Origin of the sequence: Cellulosilyticum lentocellum DSM 5427 (assembly GCF_000178835.2) — a bacterium.
GTDB lineage: Bacteria > Bacillota > Clostridia > Lachnospirales > Cellulosilyticaceae > Cellulosilyticum > Cellulosilyticum lentocellum.
Map to the genome: position 1 here is coordinate 491,846 of NC_015275.1, position 22,970 is coordinate 514,815.

Here is a 22,970-nt window from a genome sequence, read left to right on the forward strand (position 1 = left end):
AATAATAAGAAGGAGTAATGAGATATGAGTAAAGTATTATATATTAAAGCAGATGTTAAAAATGAAGAGGATTCAAGAACTTTTAAAGTATCTAATAGTTTTATAGAAGACTATAAGAAAAATAACCCAGAAGATGAGGTTGTTGTATTAGATTTATACAAGGAGAATATAGATTTTCTAAGGTTAGAAGATCTAGGAGGGATTTTTGGACCTAAGGATGAGGCAAGTAAAAATCATCCAATACTAAAATATGCTTATCAATTTGCAGAAGCAGATAAGTATGTCATTGCAGCACCTATGTGGAATTTAAGTATTCCAGCTATTTTAAAAGCTTATATAGATTATGTAAGTGTGACGGGCATAACATTTGCATATACTGCGGAAGGTCCAGTAGGGCTTTTAAAGAATAAAAAAGCAGTTCATGTAGTATCTAGAGGCGGTGAGTATGGTAATGCACCATATGAAATGGGAGATAGATACTTAAGGACTATATTAGGCTTCTTCGGTATAGCAGAAATAGAAACCATTGCCATAGAAAATCTAGATGTTATAGGCGTAAATGTAGAGGAAAAGCTAGAAGAAGGCATACGCAAAGCTAGTTTGCTTGCGAAGGAATTTTAATTATAATAAGGATAGATATAATGAAGGGGAGTTCTACAAAGCTTAATCTATAGTTTTGTAGTACTCCCTTTGAGTTAAAGGAGAGCAAGCTAATGCCTAGGTATCAAACATCACAAATCGCCAAATTGGCAGGAATTCATCCTAATACAGTAAGACTTTATGAGGAGTGGCAGCTTATCACTAAACCAAGTAGAAGAGATAATGGTTATCGGATTTATACAGATGAGCATATCAGCCAAATTCATTTACTGAAGGTCGCACTAAGAGGAGAGGTTTTACAAAATGGCTTAAGAAAACGTGCTATTGAAATTGTAAAAGCAGCAGCAAATCAAAAATATGATGAAGCTCTTAGGCTTAACGATTATTATTTAGAGGAAATAGTCTTAGAGAAAGAAAAAGCAAAGGAAGCTATTGGTGTAGCAGATTTTATCATTAAGAATGTTGTTATAGAAGAAAAACTATCTTTAACAAGAAAAGAGACAGCAGATTATTTAAAAATTAGTATAGATACCCTTAGAAATTGGGAGTTAAATGGTTTATTAACTATTAAGCGTAAAGCAAATGGTTATCGTATTTATGACGAAAAGGATATTCAAAGGTTAAAGCTTATTCGTACTTTAAGGTGTGCTAATTATTCTCTGATGTCTATTTTACGTATGCTAGAAGCATTAGAAAAAAATAGCCAAATTGATATAGAAGAAGTCATAGATACACCAAGGCCGACAGAAGAAATTGTTTCTGTATGTGATCGTTTACTTTCATCTCTTGATGAATTAGAACAAGATGCCTTGCAAATGAAACAGCAGCTTTTACAAATGGAGCAACAATTTAATCATAACCTTTCTTTATAAACTCTCCACTATAACACCAGACTTATTTTATAACTTAAAATAAATGACTACAAGTTAAGGAGGGTGAAATATGGATATTAATTTATGTAGCAACGAAAAAGAATATTTACAGTATGTTCAAGACGAAATCGATGAAACCATAGAGCAGCTAGATGAACTAGTGAAGACTAGACAAAAAGAGATTTTTGAAGCTCATAAATACGTGGTTCAAAACCATACAGATATGGATGCCATGGAAATCTTCTCAAATAATAAAATAATTGCTAATGATATTGATAATTTAGAGAAACGTACAGAAATCAAAAGTAGGTTAGAGCGTATGAAAGATAATACCTATTTTGGGCGAATAGACTTTTTATTTGAAGGAGATTCTAGAGAGGACATAGAGGCCTATTATATTGGCCTAGGGGATTTTACATCTGATCATCTTAAGGGAACACTAGTGTATGATTGGCGTGCCCCTATTAGTAGCATGTATTATGATTATGAAATAGGACCTGCTAGTTATCAAGCACCTATAGGGAAAATGTCCGGAGAGATTACAAAGAAAAAACAATATAAAGTTAAGAATGGGAAATTAATATATGTCTTAGATAATGAAATAAGAATAGCTGATGAAATCTTGCAAAAAGAACTTAGCCATAACGCTGATAATCGAATGAAAAATATTGTGGCAACTATTCAAAAAGAGCAGAATACCATTGTGCGTAATGATAAGGCACGCATTATGATTGTACAAGGAATAGCTGGTTCAGGGAAAACCTCTATCGCTCTCCATCGAATTGCTTATTTACTTTATCAAAATCGCCATGAAATAAATGCCAATGACATTCTAATTATTTCACCCAATCCTATTTTCTCAGATTATATTTCAAATGTCTTACCAGAATTGGGAGAAGAAAACATTCGGCAGTATAGCTTGGAAGAGCTTATAATGGCTGAATTAAAAGAGAATATAAAAACAGAATCTAAGTTTGAACAAATAGAATTTTTGTTAAGCGAAGAAATGAGCACTTCTAATCGTAAAAAAAATATAGATTATAAACAGAGTCAAGATTTCTTCTGGCTATTACAGCAATTCATTGAAGAATTCCCAGAGAAGTTCATAGCTTTCAAGGATATTTCTTTAGGGGAGATTTGCTTTAAAAAGGAAGAAATCAAAAATCATTTTTGTAACAGGTTCACAGGGCAGCCTATTTTGAGTAGAGCTGAGGATATAGCCAATTATTTAGCAGAAAGTAGAGAAGGATATCAAGGGGTAAAAATTACAAAAACCGTAAGAAAACAAATGAAGGCTAAGCTTATGGGAATGTTTAAAGAGACAGAGTTAGTAAGTATTTATGAGCAGTTTATTCATTGGTGCAATGAGGAAAGAGCGTTATCCTTTGTTTTAGAAATGAATAAGGAATGTTTGGCCTATGAGGATGTGTTTCCTATGATTTATCTCAAATATGCATTATGTGGCTATACAGGAAATAATAAGATTAAGCACTTAATCATTGATGAAATGCAGGACTATACAAAAGTTGAGTTTGAAATATTGAAGAGACTATTTAACTGCAAGATGACTATTTTAGGAGATATTTATCAGGTACTGGAACCAAAGGAACCTAATGTATTAGATACGTTGCAAGAGGTATTTGAGGATGCAGTGCTAATTAGAATGAATCGAACTTATCGTTCTACTTTTGAAATTGCAACCTTTGGTAAAAATTTAATTAACCAAACAGAAATGATACCCTTTGAAAGACATGGGGAAGCACCAAGATTGAAAGGGAGTAACTCTTATAGCAAGATGCTAGAGGAGATGGTAGTGGATTTAAAAAAACTAGACTTAAACCAATATACAACAGTAGCCATTATATGCAAGACTTTAGAAGAAGCAAAAAAGCTTTATGGTGACTTAAGTTCGTATATGGAAACTACTTTATTAACCACCAGCAGCACTATTTTTTCTTCAGGTATCATTATTACTACTTCCTATTTAGCAAAAGGACTAGAGTTTGATGTAGTTTTTATTCCAAGTGTTAATGAAAGAAATTACTATACACCAATTGATAGGCAAGTACTCTATGTATCTTGCACAAGAGCATTACATTTACTTCATATTTATTGTGATGAGACACTATCACCTATTTTAGAGGGGTGATAAATAGAGGAATTGGTAGATCAAAAATATTTGCTCAAATGTCGGATACTCTTTACGAATTAGGAGAGGTTTTAGGAGCCAAGTAGCCAAGTATTTACTCCTATAGACAATAAGAAGATTGTAATGCGAAAAATTATGTCAGGAGCAGAGGCGGAGATGTTGATTTAAAATATGCCTCATATGGAGGTGGTGAACATCACTAGCGATAAATTAAGAGAACAAGTCTATAAAGAGGCACTACACAGCTGCGATAGTAAAGAATGGGCTAGGATTTTAAAAATACTTTATTTACGTAAGCAAGAACGTCTTTCACAAGGAAAGAAAGTCACAGCTACAGATGAAAGATATATCAAAACAGTAGAGGCTAGATTATTTACGGAATTAGAGCTTGCGCTTCATCTTTCTAAAGACAAGATAGCAAGTATCATACAACAAAAAATGACCCATATCAGTTAATATGAAAATAAGAGCTGCTTATAAGATGATTGAATAACAATCTTATAAGTAGCTCTTATTTGTGTCTTTATATTTAAGTAGAATCTTGAAAGAAATTAGCGCAAGAAAAGTAGTAAAAAGTTATTTTATGAATGTTTTTATGACATGATGTGAATATTGTATTGAAAATTATAAAAAATACTTATAATGTAAAAATGTGGGAACAATGGACGACACTATTCGGCACAACAGGAGATATTTAGAGCCAAATTCATGTATATGTCCTATCTATAGGATGGGATATACGAAGAAAGGAGAGAGATGTTTAGCTTTAAACTAGAAAAAAGTTTAATAAAGGGAAATAGCAGTATAAGGACATTTTTAAGACAGCTTTCAATTTTATTTGGTTGTAGAAGTATCGGGATTATTATAGGTATTTTTATTACTATATTAAATGGAAGAGTACTGACAGTAGAGGATATGGGTCAATTTAATTTGGCAATTAATTTATCCAATGTTCTAGTTATACCGCTAGTTTTTGGAACGAATACGAGCGTGCTTAAAATCTTACCTGAGACAAGGGAGAACCAGAAAGGGACGGTAATTGGAACGGTTTTTCTTTGTAATGGACTTATGTGTATACTGGGAGGCATTTTATTTTGTAGCTTCTCCTTTTGGGGAAGTGGCCTATTAAAGATTTCCAGTATGAGCTGGTATCTAGCAGTTATTATTGCTATTGCAAGTAACTTATGTATTGTGACAGAAACCTTTTTGAAACATCAGCAGGACTTTAAAAATATCGGTTTAGGTAAGCTTATAAGTAGCATTGTTTTACTACTGGCTTATCTTATAGGTGTTTATTATCTAAAGCTGGTAGATGTGAAACTATTTTTAGTATTTAATGTGATAAGTCAGCTTATATTATTTTTAATATTAGTAGTAAAAGTTGATTTTCATCAGATTCATTTTAGTTTAAAAGTAGCAAAAGATATTTATTCTCTTAGTGTGCTATATATGTTAAGCTGGCTTTTATCTACATTTTTATATAATGCAGATATCTATATTTTAGCTTATTTATCAGATCATTATGAAGTTGGTGTATACAGTGCTTATCAAGTAAATGTAAGAAATTATTTTTCTATTTTTTATCATGATGTATTTGCAGCTGTATTTTTACCTACTATTTTATCTATGAAGATTAAAAAGGATGAAATATATAGGAATGTTAACAAATGGATTCCTGCCATATTTGGAATTATTGTTATGGGAACGGCTGCTGTATGCAGCTTATTTATTATAAGCTACGGTAAACAATATGAATTGAATTTTTTATATGTAGCATTAGTAGCATTGGGAATTGGATTTCAGAGTATATTCTTTTTGATAAACTCAATTTTGGTTATAGAAGGTATGGAGGGAGCTAAATTATCCCTAGCTATTATGAGCAAACCATTTCCATTTCTTGTAGCCAATATATTTTTATTAACCTATTTATTTGGGAAGATAGGAACATTAATTGCATTCCCTGTGAATCAGCTTATTTTAGTAATTCTGCTGCTATATAAGACTAGGAGATATCGAGAGGGTGATACAAATGGATGTTAGACCAAAGCCCTATTTCTCTTCTTCTGCATCATTAGAGTCAAAACAAGTATGCCTGGGTTTAGCTATATTAAGACCTCGGCAATGGATAAAAAATGGTTTTGTCTTTTTAGGTATTTTATTGCAACTAAGGTTTCCAAGTTGGAGCCAAATAATTCAAGTGATAATAGGAGCAATCTTGTTTTGTGGAATGAGTTCTACCATATACATTTTTAATGATTTAATCGATTTTGAAAAAGATCGAATACATCCAGAAAAGAAAAAGAGGCCAATTGCCACCGGGCAGATTAGTAAGAAAGTCGCTATAAGTTTAATGGTAGTACTAGGGACTATAACACTCATTAGTGGGTACTTCTTCAATAGAAATTGTGGAATCATTTTAACTATATATGTACTTGTCAACATCATGTATTCGTTGCAGTTAAAAGAATATATCTTTATTGATTTGTTTTGTATTTCAGTAGGCTTTACATTACGTGTTTTACTAGGTTTTATCCTTTTAGGATTACCCATAACAGAGTATAAGTGTTTATGGTTTTTACTTTTTATTATGTTTTTTACGCTGTTTATAGGACTCGGCAAACGTAAAAGTGAACTGATTATTTTATCAACTCAGTCAAGCTCGCATAGGGGAAGTTTAAAGCAGTATTCTTTGGAGCTTATTAGTGAAGTGATGCCGATTTTAATAACTTGCACCTTAATAACATATATCATGTATACCATAGAAAGTAAAAACGTAATGATTGTTTTTTCAACCGTATTTTTACTTTACGGTATCTTAAGATATCAATATCTTTACAACAACATATATGCGCTTGGTAAACCTGAAAATATTATTTTTATAGATCGTCCTATGAGAATTTGCATTTTAGTCTGGGGATTTATTTATATTGGAGCTGCCATTGAGAGATTAATCGCTGGGGTGTAGGAGGAAACATATGAAAAAAAGTTGTAGTATAGTCATACCAACCAAGGACAAATTATCTAGGCTAGCATTGACACTTAAATGTTTGGAGCCTCAAGTGACAGAAGATGTTCAAGTAATAGTTGTATTTGATGGATGTAAAGAGGAAACAATAGAAGGTTTTTCAAATCTCAATTTATCTTATGAGATAGATCCGATTATCAGCGAAAAAAATGTAGGTCGAGCAGCAGCGAGGAACTTAGGAATTGCTGAGGCTATAGGTGATGTTATTATATTTCTAGATGACGACCGACTTACAGAACGTGATTTTATTAATAAGCATCTATCGTATCATGAAGAAGAGCCTTGTGTTGTTTTAGGGGAAAGAATGGACCTTAAATATAGCGAAGAAGCTATTTTAGATTTGGCAGGAGAAGAGACAATCGAGAAGACATTAAGTGAGATTCAAAAAGGAGCACATAAGGAATTTTACTATAACATTAAAAAATGGTTTCTACGAAAGCCTAGACATGCGCTAAGATATATTGCTTTTATCACAGGAAATGTATCAATCGATACTTGCCTTATTAAACAGCTGGGAGGATTTGATGAGTCATTTAAAGGCTGGGGCTATGAAGATACAGACTTAGGATATAGATTAGCCAAAGAGAATGTTAAATACATAGCTGATTACTCTATTATTTGTTATCACATGTTACATAGCCATGTACGAGGGCAAAAAAGTAATGAGGAACTTAAGAACCTCGATTACTTTAAAGCTAAATTTCCTAGAGACAAGACGCTACAAAAAGTGATTGGACTATATACTATAAAAGCAAGTTTGCGATTATAAGTAGGAGAAAGGAGTTTAGAATGGATCAAATAAAAGCAAGTGTTATTATTCCGACTCTGAATAAACTTTCTAGACTAAGATTAGTGCTTAAATCCTTAGAGCCACAAATAACAGATGATATAGAAGTTATTATTGTGTTTGATGGATGTGATAAGGATGTGATAAGTTCATTTCATGAACTAGAGTTTGCCTTTAAACCTATTGAGGTTATTTGTGAAACTAATATAGGTAGAGCAAGCGCAAGAAATAGAGGTATTGAAGTAGCTAAAGGGGAAATTATTATATTTTTAGATGATGATCGTATTACTGCACCTCATTACATCAAAAGTCATATAAGGCACCATGAAGCAGGTCATGTAGCTGTATTAGGTAAACGTAAAGAACTCTATTTAGCTGATAAGGAGATAGAGAATTATTATAATGACTTTGAGGCCTGTATAGGAAGATGTGAAGCTGAAGGTGACAACGATCAAGGCTATAGCATCTTTCCTCTGATAGCTCAGTTTGTTCCTTGGATTAATTTTTTTACTGGGAATGTATCAGTAAAAAAAGCAGATTTACTAAAGGCAGGGTGTTTCGATGAAGCCTTTAAACAATGGGGCCATGAAGATATGGATTTGGGAATCCGCATGGCATACAACAAGGTAAAAATCATGAGATGTGAGGATGCAGTTAATTATCATATGATGCATCCCAGCAATTTTGCTGATAAGAGGCAAGCTTCTATTAATAATATGAAATACCTAATGAAGAAACATAGAAAAAAGCCAGATGTTCAAATGATCTTTACAGCAATTATGATTAAGCAAAAGTTATTTGGTATTTATGTGCCCAAAAATCAACAAAATAAATATAAATTAAGAGGTGAAGAATAATGAATTTTTTAAAGAAATATTTATGGCTTATTAGTTTATGTATTGGTGGCTTTGGAACCTTATTCATTTGGTTTTGTCTTCCTAGGCAATCTCAGATAGATGAGTGGTGGTGGTTAGTAGTTAAATTTGCTGTGTTTGCTTTTGCAATAATAGGTATAAGTTTCTTCCCCAATAAATTACGAGCAAGTCATTTGCTATGCTGTTTGCCTTTTATTCCGTTTCTATGTTACATCATTCCTAGATTAAGCTTTAGTGGGATTTTTGGAACAATACAAGATCCGGTTCAACAAGGAGAATTTTATACGGTACTGTACCTGCTATGCTATCCACTCATTATGATGTCTATAGCTTTTGCACATCGTATGGGAGGCGGAAAGCCAGGACAATCTATAAAGATTTGTTTAATAGGTATTACACTCATTTTCTCAGGTCTATTAGATTTATGTTTTAATACGGCTAATGGACGCCCTCTAGCTGAATCATTAGATTATGCATACCATATTATTATTATTTTTGGTAGATCATTAACCTGGAAAGAAGGTCTCATATTTGCACTATGTCATATTCCATTAATTGTTTTATTTATTTGGTTACCATTAGATAAATGGTTTGAAAAGATAGGTTTAACTGAGAAACGCACAGAGGAGAAGAATGAGTGGAGTATGTAGAGGTATTTGATTTTGATGGTACCATCTATAATGGGGATGCAACATTAGATTTTTATTTCTTTTGCTTAATGAGGCATCCACGGCTCATGAAATATGTACCAAGGCAGACGCTATCCGGGATTAAGTATTATTTAAAAAAAGAAGACATAGTTTATTTTAAATCTCAATTCTTATGTTTCTTAAAGGAAATTAATTTAAAAGAGGAAACAGAGATATTTTGGATTAGCTACTATAGAAAAATAAAGCATTGGTATAACATAAGAGAGAAGAATAGAGATATAATTATATCAGCTTCGCCAAGGTTTTTACTGGAACCTATATGTAAGGATTTAAAAGTAAAAGGGCTTATTGCTTCTGAAGTAAATGAAAAAACAGGAGAACTAATAGGTCCTAACTGTAAAGGAGAAGAAAAGGTAAGACGATTTAAAGAGAGGTTTGGATATATGCCAATTAAGACGTTTTACTCCGATTCTTTATCAGATACGCCTATGGCGAGATTGGCGCAGCAAAGCTATCTAGTAAGAAAAGAAGAGATTAGACCTTGGAGATAAGATATTATAAAAAGCGGGCCCCACGTACTTATTGCAGTACGTGGGGCCCCTTTTGGTTATCTCTAATAAATAGAAATTTGCCTTGGCGTTTATGAGAAATATATCTGAGAGAAAATAAGTGGATAGGAATGTCTTCCGTTGTTCCGGTTCACATTTTTAGAAGCACTAAGTTCACTTATTTAGATGAACGGCAGAACTCGCTTCGCTCAGACAGCTGCCTAAAACCCATCTAAAACGTTCACTAAGTGCTTCTGAAAAATGCTCCCAAGTCACTACTCCAGACACCCCTATCCACTTATTTTCACAAACGTTATTGACATCATAAACTTCTAGGACAGTGATACTGTGGAGAAAGAAGGCATAACGACAGTTAAAAAACACATAACGCATTAAGCTTCTCATAAGTCTGTTTTACCAGGAACTAGCTAAAGAGGGAAGCTAGGGGCCTTACAAGCATTATTGACCTCCTAAACGTTCAATACCCTGAATGAGAAGTGCAGAAAAGACTTGATAGCAATTTTTATTTTCTATTTTTATTTTCTTTTTTCTTGAAAACACTGCAGGAGAGTGGCTTTACGCGTTATTGTTGGTAGAACTGAGAGAGGGTGGCTGCCTGACGGGGTGACTTCGGAGTATTTTTAGTAGGCACTTAGCGAACGTTTTGGATGGGACTTAGCCCACGTGTTTGAGCATAGCGAGTTTGTGGGCGTTCATCCAAAAAAGTGAGCTTAGTGCCTACTGAAAATGCGGAGTGGAACCACGGTAGGTAGTTACCCTCTCTCAGTTCCGCCCAAATAGCCAGTAAAGTCCAAGGCAAATTTCTATTTGTTAAATCCTTGCCTAATATACCTTTTGATATAGTCATCATAGTAACCAACTAAAAGTGTTAATGCATAGTCGAAAATTAAAAAGGCAGGTTGGAGAAGTAGATAGATGAGTATAGAACTAGAAGTTGAATTAAGCCCCAAGGAAGCTAGGCGAGATAAAAGTTTAGCAAAAATAGCTTGTAAATCTATACCTAGTATTGCTTTGATTAAAAAGAAGGTTATCAAAAAGGCAATATTAAAAAATACTAGCTTAAGTATCATCTCTATAAAAGGCTTATTCATACGTTCAATGAAGCCTTTTATAATGCCATAAATGCCAAAGAAAAGAATATAGAGAAAGCTAATATTAGGAGGCGCAAAAAGTAAGCTTCCAATGCTGGAGCAAACATATACAAGTATAGCAGTTTTAACGCCTTTTTCCATTAGTGCAATGGGAGGAATAAAGGAAAGAAGTGCTAAAAGGGTTAGGGTATTAGTAGGAATCAATCTTGTTAGATAAAGTAAAATAAGACTTATAGCCGTTAAAATACCACCAAAGGCAATAGAACTTGCTTTCATTAACGCTTCCTCCTCTTCGTTTGGTCTTTGCAGTTACAGTTATGGGTTACCTTAGTATACTTATCCATCATACCAAGAGAAATGATATTATGAAGAATGGCTTCATTTCTTTGAAGTGGCAATTTTTCTAAATGTTCTTTTACTGAAGAACCACAATTAAGTAAGGTAAAGCTGACACGGTCTTTGATTTTAGGGAAAAGTTCCTCAAAGCTTAAGTTTTCTTTATTATAGAGAAAGTCTAAAGGATTAAATTTATTTTTTTCCATATCCTTTTTAAGATCATCAACAGCATCAATAATATAAATCCATTTCCCTAGGCAATAGCCAAAATGAAACAGGTGCTCACGGGTAGTGGCATTATCCTCCACAATTTCAAAAGGATAATCTTTAAAAATATGAGCTACTATCAAACTAAAAGGATCGGCAATCTCATCTATAGAAGAAAAACTTTTGTTTTCCTCTAACAAAGTAAGCTTATTTAAATTTGCCTCGATGATGCTGCAAATTTCATCCATAGAAGTTGGAAATTTATTTTTATAAGGTTTTAAGATAGTGGCTAACGTCTTACTTTTTAAACTGTGATCATCATGTTCATCATCTAAAAGTTTAAAATAAACTAATGCAACATTCATAGCAGCAGCATAGAAAAGAGCCTGGTTATCAAGTAAAACAGGCTTCTTTTTAATAGGATTAGTCATACAAACCTTGGAAGTTGGAAAGGTTTCTTTAGGACTTAAGCTATCTAAAAGCAGAGCCAAAAATGTCATATCATAGTTTAAAATCATTCGAGGCAGATTTCCAAAATGCTTTTTAATATGAAAGCATAAGCCGCAGTAGTAGCTTTTAAACTCTTCGTATTCTCTGATTTTAAGTTCATCTTTTAGTGGAGTGACATAACCAAACATGGTAAACTCCTTTTAAATACAACTAATTAAGTCGCCGCCCATACATTCACAGCAAGTATCGAGGCAGATTAAATCACAGCAGTCAAATTGGCAACAACAATCATCAAGGCAACAGCAGCAATCATTATGTCTGCGTCTTGGTCTATGATAATAATCATCACTATAAGGGTGATGACGGCTCATCAGAGCAGCTTTTGTTTCTGCATAAAGTGTTTCGTTTGGAGCAAGACTAATAGCTGTTTCTAAATGAGAAAGAGCAGAGTCAAACCAAGATTTTTTTAGAGCAATAAGACTGTATAAATAATGCCATTTAGCAGTTTGTTCAGTGAATGTATTAAGGTAACTTTCAGCAACCGAAAGGTTGTTAGCTGAGATAAGTGTTTGAATTTCTTCAAAGGTATGCAATGTGTATCACTCCTTTAATCGATTTATATATTACTAGTATAACAAAAGTAAGAGAAAATGATAGACTTTGTTTGTATGAAAATAGCATAAACAAACCATGTTATCATTTAGAGTAATAGAGAAAAATAGATTTAAATAAATAGATAGGTTTATGAGATAATCTAATCTAAGCAGGGGAGACATTATTTTGCTCAACATTTAAAGTTCATTTTAGGGGGAGATTTATGGATATTGTAACAGGGAATGAGAACAATGTAGAAATGTTTGTAAATGCTTTAATAAGCTCAGCCGAATGGCTACATTTAATGGGCAAACCGATGTGGAAGGTTAATGATTTAACTGTTGAGAAAATACTCAATAAATATAGTTTAGAAGAAATGAAACTATGCTATGAAAATGAGAAATTAATCGGAGTTTATATTCTTCAATGGTATGACCCTTTATTTTGGCCTGAGTTAAAAGGCTTAAAATCTGGCTACTTACATAAATTATCAATAGCCGATGGATATAGAGGTAAAAATTATGGTAAGGAGCTTATTAAGTCTGCCGAATTACTGTGTAAAAATAATAGTGTCGAATGGCTAAGATTAAATTGTGGCACATTAAGGCCAAAGTTACGGAACTTTTATGAAAAGGCTGGATTTAAAATGGTGGATAGAGTTTTTATTGATAACAGGGATCAGATTAGATATGAGAAAAAATTAATTTAGACTGAACGTCAAAAGAAGTCCCATCAAATCTTTTGAGGAACCTTTCCATTAACTTTGCTTGTATAAGAGAAATAATTTAAATATTTAGAATATAATGTTGAAATGTGTTGGTGTTTATGAGATGATTGATAAATAAAGATTTATAGATAGATATAAGATGGGGTGTAAGTAAAATAGAGATACGGGGGATAGAAGGGATGCTAATACAGTTAAATGAAGAGGAACAAGAGTTTTTATGTAAGGAAATAAGTAAAAAGAATAAAAGGGATGATTTAGTACTTAAAATATTTAAATACATTACTATAGTAATGAGCCTTATTTTTATCTTGCTAGCATCACCCAGTATTAAAGTTTTAGTTATTGGATTGGATTTGTTTGCAGTTTTTATATGCAGAAAAACTATAGAGATAGAAAGGTTATATAGACAAAATGTGGAGAAACATTTGGAACATAAAACCTACCTAGTAGATAAAAGGAATGATTATGAACTACTTACGGAAACTTCAACCCATACAGATTCAGATGGGGATAGGAATACTCATGTGACCTACAAAGTCTCATTACTTACAGAGTTAGGAGAGGTTCAAGCTAATATTCCAAAACAGTTATATACTAAGAATAAACTAAAGAAAGATGATTTATACTTTATCTGGATAGATAAGGAACAATTTGAAGAACCCACACATTTATATGATAACAAGTTAAAAGAAATCAGAGTACCCTATATGGTTCTAGGGAGTTTAAGAGCAGAGGTTAATGGTTGAAAAAGATAGAAGAGTGATTTTCACAGTATATCCTATAAGTATAAAAATAAAAGCCAAGGAATCTTGCCGTGATGTGTTTGCAGGTTTCTTAGGCTTTATTTTTATATGGGGTGATGTTTTTACAAATGAGATAGTAAAATTTTAAGGCCCATACCAATGAGAATCAGTCCACCAGCAAGTTCAGCTTTTGACTTGTATTTGCTACCGAATACGTTTCCTATTTTTACACCCAGAATAGATAAAGCAAAAGTGACAATACCGATAAAGGACACAGCAGGAATAATATTAACATTAAGAAAAGCAAAGGTTACACCTACTGCAAGGGCGTCAATACTTGTGGCAATAGCTAAGACAGACATGGATTTAAAGCTTAAAGAGTCATCTTCTTCAGCTTCATCATCTTCTTTAGATAAAGCTTCTCTAATCATATTAATGCCGATGAAACCAAGAAGGAAAAAGGCAATCCAGTGATCAAAGGCAGTGATTTTATCTTCAAATCGAGTGCCTAAGCAATAACCGATGAGGGGCATTACAGCCTGAAAGATACCAAAGTAGAGTCCAATAATAATGGCATTTTTAAAGGACATTTTTTTCATGGATAAGCCTTTTGAGATAGCTACAGCAAACGCATCCATGGATAAACCTACTGCTAAAATAAATAATTCAAGTAAATTCATAATGTGCTCCTTTTACGTAATTCAATATTGATATAGTGTATGTGTTATAAAAATGATTCATACGTGTGAGGCCAATTGGCATGAGATTGAATTTTAACATTATTCTTTTTAAGAAGCAAGGTGATTATGCAAAAAATTATTTGATGAAGGTACTAAATATTTAATGAAGTAGTTAAATAATTAATAGAAAGTATAAAAAGTTGCAAGAGTGGAAAGTAAGTATATAATATAAAAATAAACAAGGACCTATTAGAGAGGTGAGAGAATGTACAAGATACTCATTGTTGAGGATGACAAGGTTATTAGTGAAGAAGTAGCAAAACATTTGATGAAATGGGGGTATGAGGTTCATCAAACAAAAGATTTTACCCAGGTGACGGAGGAATTTATGGCTATAGAGCCTCACCTAGTGTTGATGGATATAGGTTTACCTTTTTTTAATGGATACTACTGGTGTACAGAGATAAGAAAAAAATCTAAGGTCCCCATTATCTTTTTGTCGTCTGCTAGTGATAGTATGAATATTGTTATGGCCATGAATATGGGGGCAGATGATTTTATAACGAAGCCATTTGAACTAGAAGTACTTGCAGCTAAACTACAAGCTATGCTTAGAAGAACCTATGATTTTATAGAAGAATGTACAGAGATAGAGCATAAAGGCGCTATTTTAAGTTTATCAGATGCCACACTTGTTGTAGGAAGTCATAAAATTAAACTAACAAAAAATGAATTTTTAATGCTTCAAATTTTATTTGAAAATAAGGGGAAGGTTGTATCTAGGGAAGAGATTATGAAAAAGCTTTGGGATACAGATTATTTCATAGATGATAATACTTTAACTGTGAATATGGGGAGAGTACGTAAAAAATTAGAAGAAGCAGGTTTAGTAGATTTTATTACCACTAAAAAGGGAATGGGATATATTTTAGAGAATGAATAATGAAGACGAAGAATGAAAGATAGAAGATAGAAGTGGAAAGTATGGTCAAATAGAGAGTACAACATATGAGGATATATTAGGTAAAAATTGGACAGGATTCATAGAAAATTATTATTTTATCCAGCATACCAATTAAGTTTGGTTCCTGCTGGGTTTTCTTTTTGTCTTAAAATATAAAATTACTTATTACAATGTCTATAAGTTGTGAGACATGATAAATAGGCGTAAGCTACAAAGAAGTGAGCTACGCCTATTTTAGTGAGTCCTCTAAGGTTTATGGTTAGAATAATAATTCTTACCTTATTTTTATATCCATAGCGCGCACTACAGAGTGTTTAAAAGATAAAAGGTAGGCCAAGATAAAGGAGGATTTATAAAAGTAGTATATATAGGACCTGTCTACTGTTGTATTTTGGTAGAAGATGTAAGGTTTGAAGGATAAGAACCATGAAGTTATTTAGTATTGTTCGCAAGAGGGGAGCTGATTACAAAAGTAGCGAAGAGGTATTGCTTGGTGGAGTGTTGGAAATAGCAGATGATATTATTGGGTAAATCTTAATTTCGTTCTTACTATATATATCTTTAAGGAAAGAATTTCTCAAAAATTATATTAGGAAAAAATTAATAATATAGATAGCAAATGATAAAGGAGTAAAAGTTGTAGATAAATACCGAATAAGGAAGAAACACTACAAGTAGTAATTATTTTAGGTAGAAATAATGGATAATAGAAATATATAAAAATATCACATTATTGAAAAAAATAGTAAATTATAATAAAATAAATTTAGAAAATTTAAAATAGTCAGCACTGGTATAGAACGAGATATTAAAATGAAGAAAGATTAAAATAGTTAGTAATGATACTTGTAATGTATATGCCGCAGATTTTTCCCTTACCTCAAATACGAATAAGGTGTACCATCTAGATTTGTAGGTGAAGCACTAAGCGTTACCCATAAAAAATAAAGAGTAATGGTATAAAGAGTAATGGGAATAGGCAACTTTCTTCATGCCATCCTATTTTAAATAAATCAAATATAAAGGAGAAATTCAAATGAAAAGAAAGAGTTTAGGTAAGGTAATCGCAATTCTATTAATGGTGGTGATGGCAATACCTATGTTAGCCGCAACCATCAACATTCGAGTAGTAGTAAATGGAGAAAAAGTAGTGTTTCCAGATGCACAGCCCTATATGGATAGCAGTAAACGTATTTTGATTCCAGTCAGATTTGTCAGTGAAGAATTAGGTGCAAAAGTAGATTGGGATCTAGCCAATCAGAAGGTAACTATAACGGATAGTAGTCATACAGTTGTATTAATCGTTGGGAAAAAGCAAATCACAGTAAATGGTAAAACAAAAACTCTAGATACAGCTGCAAGCGTAAAAAATTCTAGAACCTATGTACCTATTCGCTTTGTCAGTGAAGCATTAGGGGCTACTGTGGAATGGGATAGCAAGGGAAAGAGTGTTTATATTAATACAAATGGTAAACCTATTGTAAAAGATAAAGTTCTAGAATATAGAGGATTTAGTTATGTAGTAGAAGAGGGGGATGAGTATAATCCAAAAGGTCAGTATGGAAATGAATTTGTTATGACAAAAGCTATGGCAAAAATAGTTTTTATACGAGAGGAAAATAATCCTCTTACATTAAGGCTACAAGCCAGTTGGGAGATGAGAAATGGTGACTTTTATAAACAATGTGAAGAACTAGAAGAAGTATTGAGTCAACAAGTTAGTAAGCCATGTGTAGACAAAATTATGGCCTATGTTTATAAAAAGACAGCACCTGAAGCATGGTTAGATAAAAAAGAGTTTAGCGATTCCAATTATAGAATTACAGTTCTATCTAATCCTAATTCAGTAGTAGAACTTTGTATTTATGAAAAGTAGGCGGAGATTCATGTGAAGCAAAGAATTAAAAAGTATATAGCATCCTTTGTGATGGTATGTCTATTGATAACAAATATGCCCTCTAATATATTGGCAAGTGAAAGATTTATAAGTGAAGATGAGTTGTTAGCAATAATTAATGATGACATAGATACATTATATGGGAGGACAAATTATTATAAAGAGAGTATTAGCCTAAAAGGAAACACTTTAGCTTTAAATAGGGACTTCTTAAAAGCAGGCGTGCCATATGCTAATGCAATTGAGAAAGAAGGAATAGGTGGAATTGATCAAAACACCTATAGAAAATTTCGCTTACCTTATGGAAGTAGGTTTACCATTAGTTCCCACAAGCAAGAAGGGCAAGAAGAATACTATGGTTACAGTCCGGAAGGGAGTTTAGTAGAAAATCCTAATTATCATTGGAACTCATGGGATGGAGAGCTTATAGAGAATAGAACTTATGTAAAGGCCCCTTGGGATAATCAAGATAAGGTAAGTGTAAGGCAAGTATGTGGGGGTTATTTTAATGATAATCGAGATGTTACTTATACCGGCCCTAATGGGGAAAAGAAAACACTTGCCGAAGCTATCAAAACAGGGATGAATATACGCTATGGAGATAAACCTGCTTCAGAAGCTGTATATGGGAGTTCTAGTACTAAGATAGTTTATAATATGAGAAAAAGGCCTAGTCAAGGTGGTGAGTGGATAGATTATGTAGATATTGCCCAACCACCCACTTATTATTCCTGGGGACAAGGTTATCTTTATTTTGATAATGGGACAAGATATATGGGAGTTGATATTGCGCCGTATTGTTTGGTAGCTAGTGATTTAAGTATTAAATTTGATGGCCCCTTACCAGGAAAAACAAAAAATGGGGAAGAGGTTGAGATAGTAGCTCATAGTAATTCAAACTTTAAAAAAGATATAGCAACCTGCTACCGTTGGACAGTAGTTGGAGCCACTACTGGTACCAAAGTACAAGATGGTGAATATAAGCTATATGATGAAGCAGTTAGTTACAATGGAGAATGCACTATACCCGCACCTAATAAGCAGGCTTTATTCAAGGTGAAATTTACCATGCCAGAAGAACCCGTAGTAGTTACCCTAGAAATTAATTATAAGGCACCTTATGTAGATGAAGGTGATTATGAAAATAATAAAATTACCTATAAGGTTGAATGGCAGCCTTACATAAAAACAGAGACAGATTACATTTTAGAGTATGATGAATTAACCAAACAAGTAGAAGGCCCTATTGCTAAAAGTGGAAGCAGTGCGTCTATTTCTTTACCAAAGGGGAGTTGGAATGGGGAAGCAAGTGGTGCATTAAATGTTTCTATTGATAATTCAGAGTCTGCAATAAATGGAGCAATGGTTAAGGAAGGCACCAATGATCCTGTGAGTGGAGAAGTGACATCAGCTACTCGAAATCCTGTTTTAACAGGGACCATTATACGTTCAGACTTTGGGGATGACCCAGATGATTATTATGCATCAAATAGTAAAGACCCTGTTGTAAAGTCATTAAAAACAAGTTTTGAAGGAATGATGCAAAGACCATGGATATATACCTACTATACATCAGAATCCTATACAGGAAGTGATGGAAAAACACATTCTAGAGATGTAAAGCATGAAGATACGGGAACTAGTACAGGAGAATTTGTGCCAGGAGAAAATCTTATTACAGTAACGGCAAGAATTTATAATGGCAGGGAGAATATGCCCCATGTAGTAGCTAGGGAGTTCAAAAAGGAAATAGATAATAATACCCATACCTCTTTAGCGAAAACCATATGGTGGGAAAGTGATGAATATCATATGTTGGTTCAGCGCTGGATGAAGCATGTTTTTCTGACTGAGCCAGAAGAGTATGAAGCAATAAAGGGGCAATATGAGCGCATCTTTACTCAGCAAAATAAAGCAACCATTGAGTGGGGGATTAGTAAAAGCATGAGCAGTATTTATGAGGAAGACTTAAATAATGCTAAGAGAAAGAGTACTAATAAATCAGATTATCCGCATGTTCCCTTTGCAACAGATAGAGATTTACAACGCCAGTATAAGTATCCTTTTAAATCAGGTTATTACTTTAATCCAGCAGGAGAATATACATTTACCATACGTACAGAAATCTATAAGGATGAAGCTAAGGAAACACAGGAGCACAAAGAGATTGTAGATAAAGTACTACAAAGTTTTAATTATGGCTCTAACATGACTTATGTAGATAAGGGTTCTAACTATCAGTTGAAGTTAGAAGTAGATGATCCCACAGCAACGTCAGCAGCAGAAGGTTTATTAGGCATACAGAGAGATTATACCTATGTAACAGAATATGAAATACCACATAGTTCAGATGCAACAGGTTATACACACAATTATTTTAAAGAAATTCTAGAAGGCTATGATGAATCCAATACTCAAAATAGTAAGGTTAACTATAGGTACAGAGAGTACATACAAGATGGACAGCATATTTATAAGGTAATAGAAGAAACTTTAGTAACTATAACAGTGAACCCAAGTAATCAAAAATGTTATACCTTTGGTGGGATGAAAAATGGCAAGTATTATATGACAGCATGGTTAAATGATGTAGATGTATCTGATATTACTAATGTACCAGGAATGACACTAAAGGGTGTTAATACAGAAAAGCAACTAGATGAGATAGCACTTCAGGTTCATGGCTCTATGTATGATGACTTAAATAATTAAACAAAAGGCTACTAGATTAAAATGGCACAGGAGTTAAAGAGGACCCGCATTAATCTAGTAGTCTTTAAATTTTATAGAGGGAATCTATTTATTAGAGGTTAGATTAATAAATAACAGGGGAGTTAGAAAAATAAGAGATAGGAGAGATAGAGTAAATGAGTGACCTATCATGGCTTAAAAGTTCTATTAATAATAGTATGCTAGAGATTGGCAAGAAATCCAATGCATCTAAAAATAACGTGAATTATACGAGAGCGTACTGGCAAGGGGAAGCCGCAGAGAGTTTTGAACAAGCCTATGAAGTTTTGCAGAAAAAAGGCAATAACGTACATAGTAAATTTTCGAGTTTACCAAGTAAGCTTGTTGCATTACAGTCTAGTATTAATCAAGCAGAAGAAGCAAAGAGAAGAGATTTGCAAAATAGGAAGAAGAAATAGCGATATAAAAAGGAGGGGAGTATGCAAAATAAAATAGTATCAGATACTGAGGTTATTAGAGCTTTAAGGGGAAAGATAGGAGACTATACTGGCTATGCTGCAAGACAGTATAATACTAGCTGTAATAGTATTATAAGGCAGATGGATAGCTTGATCTCTAAGTATAGTGGAGAAAAATATGGTGGTGATGTAGTTGAAAAAGCCAGACAAATCAAGGAAATAGCCAATGATATACTAAGATATAGAACAGATTTTATTAAGCAAAGTGATAAAATTTTAGATGGTTTAAAGTTTGTTGTGAACCAGTATAATGCCACAGAAAATGAATGTATTGGTTTGGTAAAGAAAATGGTACTAAGTAAACCTAGTGTTAGGGTGATGTCAAAAGGAATCGACATTCTCCAAACATTAATTAAGCAGAATTTTACCAGAGAGAATATTGAAAAGCTAGCTACCTTATGGGAAAATATGCTTAAAGAGTATAATGAAGCTAGGAAAGAAGAATTAAAGCAACTTCAAGAAAGATTAGCAGATGGTAATTTACCACAACTTGAAGACTCAGACATAGCCTTTTATGAAGAAATGCCCACCATGCTCAGTGAATTAGGAATAAGCTTAAGCACCAGAGATCAAGCCAACCTACTTTCTTGATTGCGTATAAAAGGAGAAGTAGAGAGTATAGATTTAAAAAGGTTTAGTTTAACACCTGAAAGTGGTCTCAGTGAGAAGGAACTAGAAGAGTTAAGTAGAGCCATTACTTTAAAATATGATGCAGATTATTACAATAAGAAAAATGCAGAAGAATTTAATCAAAAGTTAGACTTATTTAATAGCTTCATTACAGATGTGAATATGAAGGCTATTGCTATGGGTGAAGCAGGAGTAGACCTAGGAGTAGATATGGTAATAGGGGCATATAAACTAGGAATTGAACCAGTGGCAAGATTAGGGGACTTATTTGTAGCTTGGAATCTTAAGAACTTAGGGAGAATGCCACAAGAAGCATTTGATAATAAATACAATGATTACTGTACTTATGCGGAGAATCTAACTAGTGGTCTAGGAGGAGCATTAACCAATGTATTTAACATCAACCTAGAAGAAAACACACTTTTAAGCCCTATTTATTATACTTTCACAGGCTTTGGAGAATACATAAAAGGCAATATGACACATGGAGAGACGGTAGAATACTTCAAGAGAGTCATAGAATCTATACTTATAGTAGAAGGTGGGGTAAAAGCCTTAGAAAAAGGCTATACTATAGTCAAAAATAAGCTAGCCACAACCTCAACTACAGGAGTAGTAGAAGGATTAAATCAAGTAGATGACATCATAAAGACAAGTGATGATATAAGGTATGAAAAGTATTGGGAGAATCTAGCGAAAAGAACAGATGATATTCCGCCTAACTGGACACCAGATGAGTATCAAAAATACATAAATGCTACAGAAAGGGTAGATGCAGAATTAGCACTAAAGAAAATAGATGCAGATGAGTTAATAGAAGCTAGAAAAAAGGCATTAAATGAGGGAGGGGTTAACACTGTTAAGGGTGGTTTGAATACTAAAGTACATCCAAGTAAGCAACCAAACATAGCAGCTGAACCAGTAGGAAGCAGAACCAAAATAAACTATTCGGATCCAGATCTTGATAATATTAGAGCTTTAACTAGAGAGAATGAAGCAGCGGATACATTGGCCAAACAAGGATATGTAGTAGAGCAGAATCCAAAAGTGCCTGGAAATAAGAATCCAGACTATCTAATAGAAGGAGAAATTTTTGATTGCTATTCGCCACAAAAAGGAACAAGCGTAAGAAATATTGCTAGTGGAATTAGTAACAAAGTTGAGACGGGTCAAACGAATAGGATTATTCTTAATCTTGACGATTGGCATGGAAATGGAGGAAACCTTGATGATTTAGTAACACAATTGAATGAGTGGCCAATTGAAGGGTTAGAAGAAGTTAAGATTATTAATCAATATCACGAGGTAATAAATATCTATCCATAAAGCAGGAGGAGAAAATTAATTATGGCAATAGGGTATACATTAGCTATGAAAGATAGTAGGTTAACAGAAGAGATTTTGTTCAAGAAATTAGAAGATATGGGTTGTAAATGTGATAATGTTGAGAAGCTTAGAAATGGAGTGAGTTTAAGTTTTGAAGATAATATAGGATTCACAGTGTATCTAACAAATTCTGGAAATTATCCATATAATATATGGGAAACAGAACTTTTAGAAGATGATTTCACTTCTGAAAAAGTCCTTGAATTTAGGATTAATAAGGATTATCCTAACTATGAAGAAAGGTACATGGTAATATTTACTATTATCTTTGATTTAATGAGAGAATTAATGGAAAATGCTATTTTATTTAATAATAGTAACAGAGAATTATGTTTTTTTCGGGCAGATACAACAGTATTATTGAATAGTAAAGCTGAGATATGGAACCAAAATCTTTTTAAAGATTTCTTAGTTAATAGAGATATAAGATATAGAGTAAAGTAAAAATATAGTTTTGAAAGTGATATAAGGAATATGAGATTCTATTATAGAAAGCATGTTTTCCCAGCAAACCAATTAAGTTTGGTTC

Annotated in this window: 25 protein-coding genes; 20 read left to right on the forward strand and 5 right to left on the reverse strand. The window is 33.2% G+C overall.

Going from position 1 to position 22,970, the window contains the following annotated elements; all coding sequences use genetic code 11:
• The first annotated feature begins 24 nt into the window (after positions 1-24).
• The 10 genes from CLOLE_RS02180 (at position 25) to CLOLE_RS02225 (ending at position 9,509) form a co-directional block, all read left to right on the forward strand.
• Positions 25-621, forward strand: a complete 597-nt coding sequence (locus CLOLE_RS02180) for an FMN-dependent NADH-azoreductase (RefSeq protein ID WP_013655438.1) — start codon at positions 25-27, stop codon at positions 619-621.
• Between the two features lie 92 nt (positions 622-713).
• Entirely contained in the window at positions 714-1,472 is a 759-nt protein-coding gene (locus CLOLE_RS02185) for a MerR family transcriptional regulator (protein WP_013655439.1), read from the forward strand.
• 70 nt (positions 1,473-1,542) lie between these two features.
• Complete coding sequence (locus tag CLOLE_RS02190; RefSeq protein ID WP_013655440.1) at positions 1,543-3,621, forward strand: HelD family protein; 2,079 nt, start codon at positions 1,543-1,545, stop codon at positions 3,619-3,621.
• Between the two features lie 171 nt (positions 3,622-3,792).
• Entirely contained in the window at positions 3,793-4,077 is a 285-nt protein-coding gene (locus tag CLOLE_RS02195) for a hypothetical protein (protein ID WP_050794662.1), read from the forward strand.
• A 300-nt stretch (positions 4,078-4,377) separates the two neighbouring features.
• The gene (locus CLOLE_RS02200) at positions 4,378-5,661 is read left to right on the forward strand and encodes an oligosaccharide flippase family protein (RefSeq protein WP_013655441.1); all 1,284 of its coding nucleotides are present in this window, start codon (positions 4,378-4,380) and stop codon (positions 5,659-5,661) included.
• Positions 5,651-6,586: a UbiA prenyltransferase family protein gene (locus tag CLOLE_RS02205; protein ID WP_013655442.1), complete on the forward strand. Its 936-nt coding sequence runs from the start codon at positions 5,651-5,653 to the stop codon at positions 6,584-6,586. The genes CLOLE_RS02200 and CLOLE_RS02205 overlap by 11 nt, the downstream gene beginning before the upstream one ends.
• 10 nt (positions 6,587-6,596) lie before the next feature.
• Positions 6,597-7,415, forward strand: a complete 819-nt coding sequence (locus CLOLE_RS02210; RefSeq protein WP_013655443.1) for a glycosyltransferase family 2 protein — start codon at positions 6,597-6,599, stop codon at positions 7,413-7,415.
• 20 nt (positions 7,416-7,435) lie between these two features.
• The gene (locus tag CLOLE_RS02215; protein ID WP_013655444.1) at positions 7,436-8,290 is read left to right on the forward strand and encodes a glycosyltransferase family 2 protein; all 855 of its coding nucleotides are present in this window, start codon (positions 7,436-7,438) and stop codon (positions 8,288-8,290) included.
• On the forward strand, positions 8,290-8,958 hold the full coding sequence (locus tag CLOLE_RS02220; RefSeq protein WP_013655445.1) for a hypothetical protein: 669 nt from the start codon (positions 8,290-8,292) through the stop codon (positions 8,956-8,958). The genes CLOLE_RS02215 and CLOLE_RS02220 overlap by 1 nt, the downstream gene beginning before the upstream one ends.
• A complete protein-coding gene (locus tag CLOLE_RS02225) occupies positions 8,946-9,509 on the forward strand; it encodes an HAD-IB family phosphatase (protein ID WP_013655446.1) in 564 nt (187 codons plus the stop codon). Before CLOLE_RS02220 ends, CLOLE_RS02225 begins: the two co-directional genes overlap by 13 nt.
• Before the next feature lie 171 nt (positions 9,510-9,680).
• On the opposite strand, the gene CLOLE_RS02230 is transcribed toward CLOLE_RS02225, so the two are convergent.
• The 4 genes from CLOLE_RS02230 to CLOLE_RS02245 all read right to left on the reverse strand — a co-directional run bounded on the left by CLOLE_RS02230 (position 9,681) and on the right by CLOLE_RS02245 (position 12,204).
• Positions 9,681-9,899, reverse strand: coding sequence for a hypothetical protein (locus CLOLE_RS02230; RefSeq protein WP_041712872.1), 219 nt, complete (start codon positions 9,897-9,899; stop codon positions 9,681-9,683).
• Between the two features lie 431 nt (positions 9,900-10,330).
• The gene (locus tag CLOLE_RS02235; protein ID WP_013655447.1) at positions 10,331-10,894 is read right to left on the reverse strand and encodes a YybS family protein; all 564 of its coding nucleotides are present in this window, start codon (positions 10,892-10,894) and stop codon (positions 10,331-10,333) included.
• Complete coding sequence (locus tag CLOLE_RS02240) at positions 10,894-11,799, reverse strand: DUF5685 family protein (RefSeq protein WP_013655448.1); 906 nt, start codon at positions 11,797-11,799, stop codon at positions 10,894-10,896. The genes CLOLE_RS02235 and CLOLE_RS02240 overlap by 1 nt, the downstream gene beginning before the upstream one ends.
• 12 nt (positions 11,800-11,811) lie before the next feature.
• On the reverse strand, positions 11,812-12,204 hold the full coding sequence (locus tag CLOLE_RS02245; protein ID WP_013655449.1) for a hypothetical protein: 393 nt from the start codon (positions 12,202-12,204) through the stop codon (positions 11,812-11,814).
• A gap of 224 nt (positions 12,205-12,428) precedes the next feature.
• Here CLOLE_RS02245 and CLOLE_RS02250 point away from each other — a divergent pair, with 224 nt between their 5' ends.
• The 3 genes from CLOLE_RS02250 (at position 12,429) to CLOLE_RS22750 (ending at position 13,823) form a co-directional block, all read left to right on the forward strand.
• Complete coding sequence (locus CLOLE_RS02250) at positions 12,429-12,914, forward strand: GNAT family N-acetyltransferase (protein ID WP_013655450.1); 486 nt, start codon at positions 12,429-12,431, stop codon at positions 12,912-12,914.
• 197 nt (positions 12,915-13,111) lie between these two features.
• Complete coding sequence (locus CLOLE_RS02255) at positions 13,112-13,678, forward strand: hypothetical protein (protein ID WP_013655451.1); 567 nt, start codon at positions 13,112-13,114, stop codon at positions 13,676-13,678.
• Positions 13,671-13,823, forward strand: a complete 153-nt coding sequence (locus CLOLE_RS22750) for a hypothetical protein (protein ID WP_013655452.1) — start codon at positions 13,671-13,673, stop codon at positions 13,821-13,823. The genes CLOLE_RS02255 and CLOLE_RS22750 overlap by 8 nt, the downstream gene beginning before the upstream one ends.
• On the opposite strand, the gene CLOLE_RS02260 is transcribed toward CLOLE_RS22750, so the two are convergent.
• Positions 13,798-14,355 carry a manganese efflux pump MntP gene (locus CLOLE_RS02260; protein ID WP_013655453.1) on the reverse strand — a complete coding sequence of 186 codons (558 nt, stop codon included), beginning with the start codon at positions 14,353-14,355 and terminating at the stop codon, positions 13,798-13,800. The genes CLOLE_RS22750 and CLOLE_RS02260 overlap by 26 nt on opposite strands.
• A gap of 265 nt (positions 14,356-14,620) precedes the next feature.
• On the opposite strand from CLOLE_RS02260, the gene CLOLE_RS02265 reads away from it, so the two are divergent.
• The 7 genes from CLOLE_RS02265 (at position 14,621) to CLOLE_RS02295 (ending at position 22,885) form a co-directional block, all read left to right on the forward strand.
• Positions 14,621-15,298: a response regulator transcription factor gene (locus tag CLOLE_RS02265; protein ID WP_013655454.1), complete on the forward strand. Its 678-nt coding sequence runs from the start codon at positions 14,621-14,623 to the stop codon at positions 15,296-15,298.
• Between the two features lie 1,057 nt (positions 15,299-16,355).
• Positions 16,356-17,195, forward strand: coding sequence for a copper amine oxidase N-terminal domain-containing protein (locus tag CLOLE_RS21530; RefSeq protein WP_013655456.1), 840 nt, complete (start codon positions 16,356-16,358; stop codon positions 17,193-17,195).
• A gap of 90 nt (positions 17,196-17,285) precedes the next feature.
• Positions 17,286-19,928, forward strand: a complete 2,643-nt coding sequence (locus CLOLE_RS02275) for a hypothetical protein (RefSeq protein WP_193763566.1) — start codon at positions 17,286-17,288, stop codon at positions 19,926-19,928.
• Positions 19,929-20,083: 155 nt separating this feature from the next.
• The gene (locus tag CLOLE_RS02280) at positions 20,084-20,365 is read left to right on the forward strand and encodes a WXG100 family type VII secretion target (protein WP_013655458.1); all 282 of its coding nucleotides are present in this window, start codon (positions 20,084-20,086) and stop codon (positions 20,363-20,365) included.
• A gap of 21 nt (positions 20,366-20,386) precedes the next feature.
• Entirely contained in the window at positions 20,387-21,016 is a 630-nt protein-coding gene (locus CLOLE_RS02285; protein WP_013655459.1) for a hypothetical protein, read from the forward strand.
• Positions 21,017-22,381 carry a CdiA C-terminal domain-containing protein gene (locus CLOLE_RS23465; protein WP_013655460.1) on the forward strand — a complete coding sequence of 455 codons (1,365 nt, stop codon included), beginning with the start codon at positions 21,017-21,019 and terminating at the stop codon, positions 22,379-22,381.
• 21 nt (positions 22,382-22,402) lie between these two features.
• Positions 22,403-22,885, forward strand: a complete 483-nt coding sequence (locus CLOLE_RS02295; RefSeq protein ID WP_013655461.1) for a hypothetical protein — start codon at positions 22,403-22,405, stop codon at positions 22,883-22,885.
• Positions 22,886-22,970: the final 85 nt, after the last annotated feature.